The following is a 12,520-nucleotide window of genomic DNA, read 5'->3' as shown; positions in this document are numbered from 1 at the left end:
GTAAGCGATATAGCTAATAATATCTTAGAAGATGTTAAGAAGAAGAGGTTTTAATTAGTCATTTATACCTAGTGAAAAACTAGGTATAAATTTTTTCTTCGATTTAAATTTTTCATCAAAATTTCTAAAAAGTTTCCAAATATTTTTATATTTCCATTGTTTTAAATTTTAAATGGGGTAAAAATAAATGGAAAGAATATTGTTTTTAAAAGGTTCAGCTTTAGGTTCTATGGTGGCTTTTTTTAAGTTCAAATTTAAGTGCTGCTATGCTTAAGGATAAGGATTTTCTAGGTTTTAAAGTTGTTGATGCAAGCACACAAGATAAAGTTATAGCACCACAAGGTTATGAAGCAAGGGTTTTAATTTCTTGAGATGATCCACTTTTTAGCAATGCAAAACCTTATGATAAAAATAAAATCATCGATATGAATGCGGTTAAAAATGCTCATTTGGTTTTTTGGAGATAATGATGATGGTATGAATTTTTTCCACTTTCAAAAAACAGAGGAATTTTAGCTGTTAATAATGAATATATAAATCCTGAAATCATATTTAATCATCATGGTAAAAATTAAGCAAAGAAGATATTTTTTTATATGAGCAAGCTAGTGTGGGTGTGAGTATCTTAGAAATCGAAAAAAAGATGATGATTGGACTGTTTTTAGACTCTAAGTATAACCACAGAATCGATGTAAACACTAAAATGCAAGTAAGTGAGCAGCTAAAAAAGAAGTTTTAAAAAATGAAAAATTTATTCATGGAACTTTTGCAAATTATGCAAATGGACAAATACCTTAGGGAGCTTATATCACCTGTGAAGAAAATTTTGACGATTTTTTTGGAAGTTCAGATGAAAATCTAGAATTTAATGATGCCTTTAAGCGCTATGGATTTAACAAAACTAGTCTTTATGGATGGGAAAAATTTGATGAAAGATTCGATTGAGCTAAAAATATCGATGAAGCCAATCGTTTTGGTTGGATAGTGGAAATCAATCCTTTTGATGCAAAAAGCACACCTGTTAAAAGAACTTCTTTAGGGCGTTTTAAACATGAAAATGCAGAAATTATCGTAGAAAAAGATGGTTCTGTTATAGTTTATATGGGTGATGATGAGATGAATGAATTTATTTATAAATTTGTTAGCAAACATAAATACAAAAAAGGTGCTGATACAAGTAAAATTTTAGATGAAGGCACTTTGTATGTAGGACAGTTTAACGGCAATGTGGGAGATTTTAAAGGACAGAGAAAATGGATAGCCTTAGAATATGGCAAAAACGGCCTAGATGAAAAAAATGGTTTTAAGTCTCAAGCTCAAGTACTCATCAATACGCGTCTTGCCGCAAGCATTGTAGGTGCAACTCCCATGGATAGATGTGAATGGATAGCAAGCCATAGACAAAGTGGTTCTAAAGAGGTATTTGCAACACTAACGAACAACAAAAATCGCCAAAAACCTAATGCAGCAAATCCAAGAACTAAAAATGTTTATGGACAAATTTTAAAATGGATGCCAAGAAATTCTCATAAAGACGATGATTTTACTTGGGAAATTTTTGCTCTTGCTGGAAATCCTGATAACCAACAAGGCTTATATAAAGGCTCAAATAATATTACAAGTGAAAATAAATTTAATTCTCCTGATGGACTTAAATTTGATAGAGATGGAAGACTTTGGATACAAATAGATGGATCTTATTCTAATTTTAACAGGACCTATTGCTTGTGAATTAACAGGGATTGCTTTTAGTGAGGATTATACTACAATGTTTGTAGGCATACAACATCCAGGAGAAGGTTTAAAAGGTAGTACTTTTCCTTATGGAAAAACGCCAAGATCGAGTGTAATGATGATAAGAAAACTTGATGGTGGAGTGATAGGAAGCTAAATAAAAATAAAGTTGCTTTTAGCAACTTTATAAAATCTTAATGCAAGCTTTCTATATAAGCCATAGCACTTAATGCAGCTACAGCTCCATCACCTGCAGCACAAATCACTTGCTTAGGTGCATCTTTTCTAAGATCTCCTGCGGCAAAAAGTCCAGCAACACTAGTTTGCATTTTAAGATCGACACTTACTTGCCCACCTTCTTCCATATTACATAAAAACTTACCATCATCTTGTTTTAAAATTTCATTTCTTACATTAAGACCAACAAAAGTAAAAATTCCTGGAACATTTAAATCTCTAATACTACCATCTTTTAATTTTACTTTTACACCAGTAACACCCATTTTATCACCATATACTTCATCTACACTTGCACTAGTAATGAGTTCTATTTTTTCATTTTTCTTAACTTTTTCTACTGTAGATGGAGCTGCTCTAAACTCATCTCTGCGGTGGATAAGATAAACCTTAGAACAAATATTTGCTAGATACAAAGCTTCTTCTAAAGCCGTATCTCCACCACCTAAAACTGCAACTTCTTTATTTTTATAAAAAAATCCATCACAAGTTGCACAAGTACTTACACCTTTTCCAAAAAATTCATCTTCGCCTTTAAAACCTGCTCTTTTTGGAGCCGAGCCTGTGCAAACTATCACAGCTTTAGTAAGTTCTGTTTTACTACCTTCTAATTTGATGGTAAAACTTCCATCACTATTTTTTAAAATTTGTTCTACTCCAACCATTTCATGTTTTAAACCAAAACGCATACATTGTTCATTCCAAGGAGCCATAAAAGAAATTCCATCCATAACTTGGGCTACACCTGGATAATTTTCTATTTCAGAACTTGAGGTAATTTGTCCACCAGGCATACCTTTTTCAAACATTACTACATTCTTAAGACCACCTCTAGTTGCATAAAGTCCGGCACTAAGTCCAGCAGGACCTCCACCTATGATTGCTACATCTAACATTTATATTTCCTTTATATTGAATTTTATTATTAATAATGATATAAAAATTATTCTTAATAGTAGTTAATAAAAATTATTATTTAGTATAAATTTGAAATTTTTAAGAAGAAGGCTAGTTATACTAGCCTTTAGTTTATAGCAAAGAGTTTAATTTATCGCTAATTGCTTGTTTAGATTGTGCACCAACGAGTTGATCTACAACTTCACCATTTTTAAAGAAAATAAGCGTAGGAATAGAGCGAACACCAAATTCAGCTGCTAAATCACCTTGTTCATCTGTATTTACTTTGCAAATTTTAGCTTTACCATCAAAGTCATTTGCAAGTTCATCAATAACCGGAGCAAGCATTCTACAAGGTCCGCACCATGGAGCCCAAAAATCAACTAAAGCTACACCTTCTTTTGCTTGAGCAAAATTATCACTTGTTAATTCAATATATTTTCCCATAATTTTTCCTTTCTTTAATTTTTGTCTAATTGTATTTTATTTTTTTAAATATCAGCTTAAAAACTTATATTTTCGCAAAATTGTATCATATCATTTTTAATGCAAATCAGATCAATTTGAAAATCCGATGAAATTCCATTTTTAAGATGATAAAATTCTATAGTTTTTAAAATTTTTTCAAGTTTTTTTCTATCCAAACGCTCGGAAACTTCATAATTATTTTGAGTAAATTTAACCTCTATAAAATGTAAAATTTCATCTTTTTGGGCTATTATATCAATTTCCCCAAATTTAGAATGGAAATTTCTTTTTAAAATTTCAAAGCCTTGTTTTTTTAAAAATTTACAAGCCTTATCTTCACCTAAAATTCCATCTAAATAAGCTTTTACACCCATTATTCTATACGCATCATAAAAGGCTTGGTTTTTATAAAATCTTGTTTGCGTAAAATTTCAAGCAAATTTTGTATGCTTTTTTCATAAGTTAAATGCGTAGTAAAAAATAAAGTACTGTAATTTTCATCATTTTTTTTAGGTTTTTGTAAAAAACTATCGATAGAAATATTATTTTCACTCATCAATTGTGTGATTTTAGATAAAATCCCTATTTTATCTTCAACTTTCACCCTTAAATAATATTTTGTATAAATTTCATCTTTGCTTAAAAGCTCGTATTCTAAAGTATTCACAAAACCAAGCATTGGTGCTTTTACCTGATCTCTTGCTATATCCATAAGATCTGAAATCACAGCACTTGCAGTAGCCTCTCCTCCTGCTCCTGCCCCATAATACAAACTTTCACCCAATAAATCTCCATTAATACTTATAGCATTCATCACTCCATCGACTTTTGCAAGCATTTTTTCTTTATCTATCATAGTAGGATGCACTCTTAATTCTACTTTATCTTCACGCACCTTGGCTATACCTAAAAGTTTTATGGTAAATTCAAACTCATTAGCAAAATACATGTCTTCAGGCGCAATTTCGCTAATACCCTCGATCAAAATATCTTCAGGTTTAGCTTTAAGATTATAAGCGATACTTGATAAAACAAGCAGTTTATGAGCTGCATCTTGTCCTTCTATGTCAAAAGTTGGATCAGCTTCTGCATAGCCTAAATTTTGAGCTATTTGTAAGGCTTGTTTAAAACTCATATTTTTTTGACTCATGGAACTTAAAATATAATTACTCGTACCATTTAAAATCCCTTTTATAGCCAAAATATTATTTGCACTTAAACCTTCTTTTAAAACCTTTATAATAGGAATTCCTCCAGCCACACTTGCTTCATAACCAAAGGCTAAATTTTTAGCCAAATTTTCAAGTTCATAACGATGATAAGCAAGCATAGCTTTATTTGCAGTAACAACGGCTTTTTTCTTTTTTAAAATTTCACTCACTATTTTAAAAGCTTCATCCACTCCACCCATTAACTCCACAAAAACATCTACATCAGCATTTAAAATTTCTTCAACGCTATGAGTAATTGGAATTAAAGCGTTTTTTTTAGGACTTCTAGCAAGAGCGATCACAGGAGTTATGCTTTGCCCACATCTCGCACGAATAAGTTTATTGTTTTCTAAAAGAAATTTAACCACTGCACTTCCAACAGTGCCATAACCAAGAATTGCTACTTTCATAACTTACTCTTTTAAATATTTTTTGATATTGCGTGCAGCTTGGCGTATGCGATTTTCATTTTCAATTAAAGCAATTCTTACATACTCATCACCTGCTTCGCCAAAACCTACCCCAGGACTTACTGCAACACTAGCACGTTGTAAAAGTTGCTTTGAAAATTCTAAACTTTTTAAATGTCTTTTGCTTTCAGGGAGTTTTGCCCAAACAAACATACTTGCTCTTGGTTTTTGAAGTTTCCAGCCTGCATTTTCAAAAGCTTCAAGTAAAATGCGCATTCTTTTATCATAAGTTGCACGGATTTCATCCACACAAGTTTGATCTCCATCTAAAGCTATGGTAGCTGCTACTTGAATAGGTGTATACATACCATAATCAAACCAAGATTTTATTTTTTTAAGCGCGCTGACTAAGCGTTTATTTCCTACTACAAAACCTACACGCCAGCCTGCCATATTGTAAGATTTTGAAAGAGTGTAAGTTTCTACCGCTACATCTTTTGCACCTTCAATTTGCAAAATAGAAGGAGTTTTATAGTCATCATAAGTTAAATCTGCATATGCAATATCTGAAATAATATAAAATCTTTCTTTTTTTGCCGTTGCTATCAATCTTTCATAAAAACTTTTCTCACAAGTTACTGTTGTTGGATTATGCGGGAAATTAACAACGACATATTTTGGACGCGGGATGCTTTCATTTAAAGTTTTATGTAAATTTTCAAAAAATTGATTTTCATCAAGCTCAAATTTTTCATTATAAGCTAAAGGCATTTTTGCTACATTGCCTCCTGCTATAATAAAAGCTTGAGTATGTATAGGATAAGCAGGAGTTGGCACAATAGCAACATCTCCAGGATTTATAATCGCTCTTGCAAGATTTACAAAACCCTCTTTTGAACCCATGGTAGCTACAACTTCATTTTCAGGATCTAGATTGACATTATATTTTCTTTTATACCAATTACAAATTGCTAAGCGAAGTTTATAAATCCCCATGGATGTAGAATATCCCGAGGTTTTATCTTTGTTAGCGCTTTCACAAAGTTTATCTATAATGTGTTGTGGAGTTTTACCATCGGGATTTCCCATTGAAAAGTCGATGATATCCTCTCCAGCACGTCTTGCTGCCATTTTTATCGCATTTACTTCTGCGAAAACATAATTTGGAAGTCTTTCTATGGTATTAAAACGGATTTCATCAAACATTTCTTAATCCTTTATTTTTTAAGTGTGATTTTTAAACCCCTGCGTATATTATCTAAACTATACATATCGCTTACAATAGCATATATAGCACCATTTGGAATAAGTTCTGAAAAATGATTATTTTTATTTTCGCTTTTTACTGCTTTAATTAGATTTAGATTTTTATCTAAAAAGAAGATTTTAGGAAACCAATTGTCTAAATCATTTGCATCAATAATCAAATTTGTAGCATTTTTTAAATCAAGCACATAGTCTTTAAGGGGTTTTTCTAATGATTTTGGAGTATTTAAATTAACATTTGTATTGGTTTTTAATACAGCATTGGAAAAATTTAAATCATATTCATAGTCATATGCCCCAATACGCTTAATATTATCTATATAGACAGAATTTTCTTTTAAGAGATTGTAAAGCGTTCCAGGATCTAAAACATATTGGGATTCTACTTGTATGGTATAGTCAATATTTCCTTCTCTTAAAATCAAATCTGTAGGGATAAAATATATATATCCAGCATCTGTTAACACATCGGATAAAATTTTAAAAAACATAACTTCATCAGCTTTTGCTTTAAAATTTAGTCTTAGACTTTGAGGATTTGATAGTGTTAAGGCAATTAAAGAATTGGTTTTTAATATTTGAGATATTTTTGCAATATCACAATTTCCATTATTATCTATGTAAGAATTATTTGAAAATAATAATTCTAGTTGAGAATTTTTACTAGGATTGTTTACTAAATTTTTTGCCAAATCAAGACTTGAGATTGCAAAAGATATATTAACATAAAGAGTAAGAATAATAATTTTTTTTACCATTCTTTACCTTTATTTAATTTTGCAAATTCAGCAGCTGAAATACTTGTAATTTTTCCATCTTTAATCAAGAAACGTTTTGAAATTCCTGCAGGAAATTTTTGTTCTTTATTTTCTTGATCAAACATTGTTAAAGCTGCAGCTCCTGTTAAAATTAACTGATCTTTATCTAAAGAAATATTAAAATCTTTTTCTTTAACAAAGCTTGTTTTTTTAAGGCTTTTTAAATCTATCAAACCTATCCAAATCTTGGTAGAGGTTTTAAAATGTGCTTCTTTTAAAGAATCAGTTTTTGGTGTATTTATGTCTTCTTGGATTTGGGTATTTTTTTCTTCATCGAGTAAGGTTGTGTTATTTTCACTGATATTATTTTCTATGCTTATGTTTTTATCATTTTCTTGTAACGAGATGTTTTGGCTTGGTAAAACGCTCTCTGTTTGATTTGTTTCTTGTGCTTTATTGTTGTCTATAACAACAACATTATTTCCACCTAAAGATTTTAAATTTTCTTGTGCTTGTCCTATGATATCTATAACTGTTGTGCTAGTATTATTTTGTTCATCTTTGAAAAAAGTTTTAAGTGTATCAAAATAATAAATTCCACTTCCTATAATCACTAAAACAATAAGAACAATCAAAAAAGGCCAAGCATTAGAGGATTTTTGACTATAAGCATCTAGTTTTGTGGTTATCATTTTTGATTTTGTTTGTGGAGTAGGATTGTTTTCGTTAAGATAAGCTTCATACTCTTCATTAAAATCACTAAAGTCGAGTTCGTATTCTCTGCTTAAAATTTTAACAAAACCTTTAACATTAAAACGACTTAAAACAGCAAAATTCTTTTCTGCTAAAGCTTCAAGAAAATCAAGTTCAATTTGCGTTTTTGCTGCAACTTCTTTTAAATTTAATTCTTGTATTTTTTTCCAATTAAGCATTTAACATCCTATCACAAAGTATTGCAAAAGCAGCGCTGACATTAAGACTATCAAAATTATTTTTCATCGCAATGCCCACACATTCATCGCATTTTTTTACAATTTTAGAGCTTAAACCAAAACCCTCACTACCCAAAACTAAAACTTTTTTACCATTGCTTATTTTTACACTGTGAATTTCTTTTCCCGAGCCATCGCTCGCATAAAAATAAAAACCCACTTGTTTTAGTTCATTTATTACACTTAAAGCATCGTTGCTTATCACAATAGGTAAATCAAGAGCCGCTCCGCTGCTTGTGCGAATTACTCCTTCCATGGCTAATTTTTCACCAATAAAAATTAAAGCTCCAACCCCTAAAGCATAAGCTGTACGCGTGATAGCCCCTATATTTCCTACATCACTAATTCCATAAAGCATAACAATAAAATCATTTTTTTTGATCTCATTTAAATTTGCAAAAGAACTTTCTTTAATATCTAGCAAAAAACCTTGATGATTTCCACCTTTCGCATAAGCTTGAGCAGTTTTAAAATCAAGTTTTTTGATTTTAAAACCTGATTTTGCGATTTTGGAAAAAGTAGCTTTGTCACATTCTTTTGCTAAATAAAGCTTATTGATACAGTCTTTATGATATTCCAAAATATAAAAAAATATTTGCTTCCCATAAACTATCATATTAAAATTTTACCTAATCTTGACTTAAAAGCAGTTTTTGATAAATTTCTTTTGCATTTTTTCCATTGAACTTTGATAATAATTTTGCTTTTGCTTTTAAAGGCAGCTCTAAATCCATAATATCTTTTTCACAAAGAGTATTTTGCAAAAAATTTTGTTCTTTTGATTGCAGTACTACAACCCATTCGCCGTTTAAATTAGAATTTTTTAAAATTTCAAAAAGCTCTTTGGCATTGCCTTTAAATTTATTTTCAAATTTTTTACTGATTTCTTTAATCAAAAAAATTTCTCTTTGGCTGTCTAGAATCATAATTTGTTCTATCAAAGATAAAATACGCTTGGGGGATTCGTAAATAATACTTGGATAAGGAAAGTTTAAAATTTTTTCTATATCTTTTTGTCTTTCTTTGCCTTTATTGGCTAAAAAACCGATAAAGATAAATTCTTTTTGACAAAATGCCGAGCTTACAAGAGCAACTAAGGCTGCATTTGCACCTGGTAAAATTTCATAGGCGATATTATTTTCTTGTGCAAATTCTACCAAAGCCTTGCCAGGGTCACTAATCCCTGGCATTCCTGCATCGCTTAAATAAGCTACATTTTTTTCAAATATTTTTAAATCAATACTTGCTAAAACCTCTTTTTCATTATGGGAGTGTAAGGCTATAAATTTAGAAATATGTATATCAGTGTGAAATTTTGCATTTAATAATGAAACCAAAGACTTACTTACTCTCGTATCTTCGCAAAATACAAGATTGCAAGTCTTTAAAAGTTCTAAGGCTCTAAAAGAAATATCGCTTAAATTTCCTATGGGAGTAGGAATAAAATAAAGCATAATTATTGCATTGCGTATTTTTTCTTAAATTTCTCTACACGACCTGCAGCATCTACAATTTTTTCACTACCTGTAAAAAAAGGATGGCAGTTTGAACAAATATCTACTTTTAATTCTGCTTTGTTTGACTTTGTTGTAAAAGTATTTCCACAAGCACAACTTACTTTGCATTCTACATATTCTGGGTGAATTTCTTTTTTCATTAGTTTTCCTTAAAAATTAAAACAATAAGCCGTGATTATAAATTATTTAACATAAAAAAGAGATTAATTTAAGAAAATTTAAAGCAAAATTTTTGAAGCTATAGCTATAATAGCTGTTTGACTTTTTAGAATATTAGAGCTTTTAAGAGAGGTTTTCCGGTTAAACAACAATCTCTCATTATTGCTAAATCCACCTTCAGGACCTATAAAATACAATTCTTTTTCATCGAAATGACTTTGTTGTTCTCCTTGAAAATCAACCATAATTGCATTTGGAAATTTTTGAACAAATTCTTGAGTGCTTTGATGGATAATTAAATCCATTTTAGTATTTCTACCGCATTGTTCACAAGAAGAAATAATGATTTTTTCAAATCTTTCTAAATCGATTTTAAAATTTCTTTGTGAAAAATTTGTAAAAACCAAATGTAACTTTTTTACTCCAAGTTCATTTAAGAAAGGTAGAGTTTTTTCTAAAATTTTAATATCTATAATGGCTAAGGCTAAGTTTAATTCACTTTGTTTTATATTTTGTGATTTTTTGTTTAACAATTTTAAAGTGCAAGAATTTCTTGTTAAATTTGTGATTGTATAGTTGTAAAGAAAATTATCTTGTAAATTTCTAAGATTTAGCTCCGAATTTTCCTTTACTCTTCTTACTTTTAAATGGTTAAAGTTTTCACCTTGAAGTTGTATAAACTCTTCTCCAGCTTGCTTGTTATACAAAAATTGCATTTTATAGATATCTTTCTATTAAAAAAGGCAAAAACAATAAAAAAATTTCAAAAGGTAAAATCAAACAACTAATCCATCTAAAAGTGGCATATTTTCTAAATCTTCTTGCTTTTTTGAAACAAACAAAGTGAAAAATTGCTAAGGCAAAAATTAAGATCCAAGAAAAAATCATTACCCAGATATTGACATTCATTTGAAATTGTTTCATTGCTGATAACAAACAACCTGTAAAAATAATCAAAGCTAAAAATAAATAATAAATTGGTAAAAATAATCGTATTCTGCGAATAAAAATGAATTCGGTTTTAAAATTTCCTTGTGTTAGTATAAGATAAAAAAGCATTAAAAAACCGCTCGCATAAAGACTATAAAGATGTAAAGCTAAAAAGAATTCGTAACTTTGATCCATTATTTTCCTTTGTTTATAAAATCAGCTAAATTTTGAATTTGTTCATCACTTAAAAAACTATGGTTTTTATCTTTTATCGTTTTTATTTTTTGTATAAAAATTTTATTGCCCAAGGTTTTAATGGCTGTGCTGTTTTTAGGTTTTAATTCCCCTTTTTCTCCATGACAAGTGGCACATTTTTGTTTATATAAAGAGTTGATAATAGTAGGATTGGCTTCATGTTCATCATCTGAACTTTGTGCTTCATCATCTACAGGTAAAGGCAGGTTGGAGTCACTTAATTCTGTTTTTTCATCGTTTTGTTCTATTTGGACTACTTCTTGATCTGTATTTTGAGTCTTGGAAATATTTTTTTCATCATTAGAACAGGCAGATAAAACTAATAAAAAAAAACTTAAGGCAATTAAAATTTTAGCTTTTTGCATTAAATCTCCTTTGGATTTATAAAAATTTCTTCATTTTTTAATTTGTTATAAAAATCTATATCATTCCATTCTGCTTTAATGCCATTGGAAAATTCTATGTCTTGAAGTGAAATTTTTGGCATTAGCTCACTATAGGCATCTTCTCTAAAACCTTGTGCGTAGCCTGTTCTTGTTTCATGAACAATGATGCTTTGTAAAGTCACTCCTTGTTCTCCATTTACCATTTTTGTTTGTTTTAATAAAGCATCTATAAGTATGAAAAATACACGACAAAAATTTTCAGCACTTACATTAACAGGCAGGCAAATCCAACGACTTGAATATTTTTTCATTTCTTCTAAATATTTTGCGTCATCATATTTAAAAAGAGTGATAGCATGATCAAAACTATCAATAATTTGGCGTATATAGGTTTTTAAAAGTCCAAAATCATAGACCATTCCAGCATTATCTAAATATTTGCTTTCAAGTAAAACTTCAACTTTGTAAGAATGTCCATGAATGCTACTTTTGCAACGCTTAGAAGAACAAAACCTAACAATGTGTGCGTTTTCAAATTCAAATAATTTTCTTATAATCATACACCCTCTTTATTGTTCCAAAGACGAATATGAATTCTATCAGAATAATTATAACCATTCTTAATACAAAATTCAGCAATTTTTTGAGCATTTTTTTTAAGATTTTGCTCATTTTCACCCATAGGCATACAAAAAATTTGATTTGGAGCTTCTTTTAGAATTTCATTGATTTCTAAAAATGAATTATCAAGGGTATTGGCATTTAAAACAAATTTATAAAAACTATCTTTTGCGTAATTTTTAAATGCTTTTAAAGCTTTAAAATTTAATCGTTTATCTTTTTTTATCCCGCTATTTTGGAGTTTAACGCTTAAAGCAAAAATACATTCTTTGTAAAAAGGATATCTATCAAAATCAATTTCTATGCTTCCATTGCTTTCAAAGTGTATTTCGAATTTATTTTTTAATAACATTTGGATAAATTCTATAAATTCAGGATTTTCATAATGGATTAATGGCTCTCCACCTGTGATAACAACTATAGGATTAAAACCTTGTTTTAATTTTATCACTCTTTTTAAAAGTTCATTAGCATTTAAAGTTTCATAACTTTCTTTAAAATCTTTTGTGAAAACAGCTCTCATCGTGTCACATCCGATGAGAGTTTTATTGTTTTTTGATATTTTTACATTAAAACCTAAACAGTTGAAATTACAGCCAGCAAAACGCATAAAAATAGCTAATTTTCCATTATATTTACCTTCTCCTTGAATACTTAAGAAACTTTCAACAAGTTGCAA

At 29.5% G+C, this 12,520-nt stretch carries 15 protein-coding genes and 1 pseudogene; 1 reads left to right on the top strand and 15 read right to left on the bottom strand.

What is annotated here, in order from left to right; genetic code table 11:
* Positions 1-187 precede the first annotated feature (187 nt).
* Positions 188-1,891 (top strand): annotated as a pseudogene (locus AJ888_RS03220) (PhoX family protein).
* 37 nt (positions 1,892-1,928) lie between these two features.
* Here the strand turns inward: AJ888_RS03220 and trxB are convergent.
* The 15 genes from trxB to AJ888_RS03145 all read right to left on the bottom strand — a co-directional run bounded on the left by trxB (position 1,929) and on the right by AJ888_RS03145 (position 12,520).
* Complete coding sequence (trxB, locus tag AJ888_RS03215) at positions 1,929-2,867, bottom strand: thioredoxin-disulfide reductase (protein WP_002860969.1); 939 nt, start codon at positions 2,865-2,867, stop codon at positions 1,929-1,931.
* Between the two features lie 133 nt (positions 2,868-3,000).
* Complete coding sequence (trxA, locus tag AJ888_RS03210; RefSeq protein ID WP_002778629.1) at positions 3,001-3,315, bottom strand: thioredoxin; 315 nt, start codon at positions 3,313-3,315, stop codon at positions 3,001-3,003.
* A gap of 56 nt (positions 3,316-3,371) precedes the next feature.
* Complete coding sequence (locus AJ888_RS03205) at positions 3,372-3,710, bottom strand: YraN family protein (RefSeq protein ID WP_002860970.1); 339 nt, start codon at positions 3,708-3,710, stop codon at positions 3,372-3,374.
* Positions 3,710-4,957: a homoserine dehydrogenase gene (locus AJ888_RS03200; RefSeq protein WP_044779792.1), complete on the bottom strand. Its 1,248-nt coding sequence runs from the start codon at positions 4,955-4,957 to the stop codon at positions 3,710-3,712. The genes AJ888_RS03205 and AJ888_RS03200 overlap by 1 nt, the downstream gene beginning before the upstream one ends.
* Before the next feature lie 3 nt (positions 4,958-4,960).
* Positions 4,961-6,163, bottom strand: a complete 1,203-nt coding sequence (locus AJ888_RS03195; RefSeq protein WP_002860972.1) for an LL-diaminopimelate aminotransferase — start codon at positions 6,161-6,163, stop codon at positions 4,961-4,963.
* Between the two features lie 11 nt (positions 6,164-6,174).
* A complete protein-coding gene (locus tag AJ888_RS03190) occupies positions 6,175-6,981 on the bottom strand; it encodes a hypothetical protein (protein WP_002860973.1) in 807 nt (268 codons plus the stop codon).
* Entirely contained in the window at positions 6,975-7,913 is a 939-nt protein-coding gene (locus AJ888_RS03185; RefSeq protein WP_002860974.1) for a hypothetical protein, read from the bottom strand. Before AJ888_RS03185 ends, AJ888_RS03190 begins: the two co-directional genes overlap by 7 nt.
* Positions 7,906-8,589: a 23S rRNA (guanosine(2251)-2'-O)-methyltransferase RlmB gene (gene rlmB / locus AJ888_RS03180; protein WP_002860975.1), complete on the bottom strand. Its 684-nt coding sequence runs from the start codon at positions 8,587-8,589 to the stop codon at positions 7,906-7,908. The genes AJ888_RS03185 and rlmB overlap by 8 nt, the downstream gene beginning before the upstream one ends.
* 13 nt (positions 8,590-8,602) lie before the next feature.
* On the bottom strand, positions 8,603-9,427 hold the full coding sequence (gene rsmI / locus AJ888_RS03175) for a 16S rRNA (cytidine(1402)-2'-O)-methyltransferase (RefSeq protein WP_002860976.1): 825 nt from the start codon (positions 9,425-9,427) through the stop codon (positions 8,603-8,605).
* Positions 9,428-9,429: 2 nt separating this feature from the next.
* Positions 9,430-9,630 carry a 50S ribosomal protein L31 gene (gene rpmE / locus AJ888_RS03170; RefSeq protein WP_002860977.1) on the bottom strand — a complete coding sequence of 67 codons (201 nt, stop codon included), beginning with the start codon at positions 9,628-9,630 and terminating at the stop codon, positions 9,430-9,432.
* A gap of 78 nt (positions 9,631-9,708) precedes the next feature.
* Positions 9,709-10,365 carry a 16S rRNA (uracil(1498)-N(3))-methyltransferase gene (locus tag AJ888_RS03165; RefSeq protein WP_002860978.1) on the bottom strand — a complete coding sequence of 219 codons (657 nt, stop codon included), beginning with the start codon at positions 10,363-10,365 and terminating at the stop codon, positions 9,709-9,711.
* A gap of 1 nt (position 10,366) precedes the next feature.
* On the bottom strand, positions 10,367-10,774 hold the full coding sequence (locus AJ888_RS03160) for a membrane protein (protein ID WP_002851635.1): 408 nt from the start codon (positions 10,772-10,774) through the stop codon (positions 10,367-10,369).
* Positions 10,774-11,199 carry a c-type cytochrome gene (locus tag AJ888_RS03155; RefSeq protein WP_002860979.1) on the bottom strand — a complete coding sequence of 142 codons (426 nt, stop codon included), beginning with the start codon at positions 11,197-11,199 and terminating at the stop codon, positions 10,774-10,776. Before AJ888_RS03155 ends, AJ888_RS03160 begins: the two co-directional genes overlap by 1 nt.
* Positions 11,199-11,780, bottom strand: a complete 582-nt coding sequence (locus AJ888_RS03150) for a 6-pyruvoyl trahydropterin synthase family protein (protein WP_002858675.1) — start codon at positions 11,778-11,780, stop codon at positions 11,199-11,201. Before AJ888_RS03150 ends, AJ888_RS03155 begins: the two co-directional genes overlap by 1 nt.
* Positions 11,777-12,520: a 7-carboxy-7-deazaguanine synthase QueE gene (locus AJ888_RS03145; protein WP_002860980.1), complete on the bottom strand. Its 744-nt coding sequence runs from the start codon at positions 12,518-12,520 to the stop codon at positions 11,777-11,779. The genes AJ888_RS03150 and AJ888_RS03145 overlap by 4 nt, the downstream gene beginning before the upstream one ends.

The organism is Campylobacter sp. BCW_6467 (assembly GCF_001762855.1).
In the GTDB taxonomy this organism is placed as follows: Bacteria; Campylobacterota; Campylobacteria; order Campylobacterales; family Campylobacteraceae; genus Campylobacter_D; species Campylobacter_D jejuni.
Note: the sequence above shows the minus strand (reverse complement) of the source record. Positions and strands in the feature narration are given on the sequence as shown.

Bases quoted from the DNA above. Each gene is read 5' to 3' on its own strand.
- trxB (WP_002860969.1), bottom strand. From the start codon at position 2,867: ATGTTAGATGTAGCAATCATAGGTGGAGGTCCTGCTGGACTTAGTGCC.
- trxA (WP_002778629.1), bottom strand. From the start codon at position 3,315: ATGGGAAAATATATTGAATTAACAAGTGATAATTTTGCTCAAGCAAAA.
- AJ888_RS03205 (WP_002860970.1), bottom strand. From the start codon at position 3,710: ATGGGTGTAAAAGCTTATTTAGATGGAATTTTAGGTGAAGATAAGGCT.
- AJ888_RS03200 (WP_044779792.1), bottom strand. From the start codon at position 4,957: ATGAAAGTAGCAATTCTTGGTTATGGCACTGTTGGAAGTGCAGTGGTT.
- AJ888_RS03195 (WP_002860972.1), bottom strand. From the start codon at position 6,163: ATGTTTGATGAAATCCGTTTTAATACCATAGAAAGACTTCCAAATTAT.
- AJ888_RS03190 (WP_002860973.1), bottom strand. From the start codon at position 6,981: ATGGTAAAAAAAATTATTATTCTTACTCTTTATGTTAATATATCTTTT.
- AJ888_RS03185 (WP_002860974.1), bottom strand. From the start codon at position 7,913: ATGCTTAATTGGAAAAAAATACAAGAATTAAATTTAAAAGAAGTTGCA.
- rlmB (WP_002860975.1), bottom strand. From the start codon at position 8,589: ATGATAGTTTATGGGAAGCAAATATTTTTTTATATTTTGGAATATCAT.
- rsmI (WP_002860976.1), bottom strand. From the start codon at position 9,427: ATGCTTTATTTTATTCCTACTCCCATAGGAAATTTAAGCGATATTTCT.
- rpmE (WP_002860977.1), bottom strand. From the start codon at position 9,630: ATGAAAAAAGAAATTCACCCAGAATATGTAGAATGCAAAGTAAGTTGT.
- AJ888_RS03165 (WP_002860978.1), bottom strand. From the start codon at position 10,365: ATGCAATTTTTGTATAACAAGCAAGCTGGAGAAGAGTTTATACAACTT.
- AJ888_RS03160 (WP_002851635.1), bottom strand. From the start codon at position 10,774: ATGGATCAAAGTTACGAATTCTTTTTAGCTTTACATCTTTATAGTCTT.
- AJ888_RS03155 (WP_002860979.1), bottom strand. From the start codon at position 11,199: ATGCAAAAAGCTAAAATTTTAATTGCCTTAAGTTTTTTTTTATTAGTT.
- AJ888_RS03150 (WP_002858675.1), bottom strand. From the start codon at position 11,780: ATGATTATAAGAAAATTATTTGAATTTGAAAACGCACACATTGTTAGG.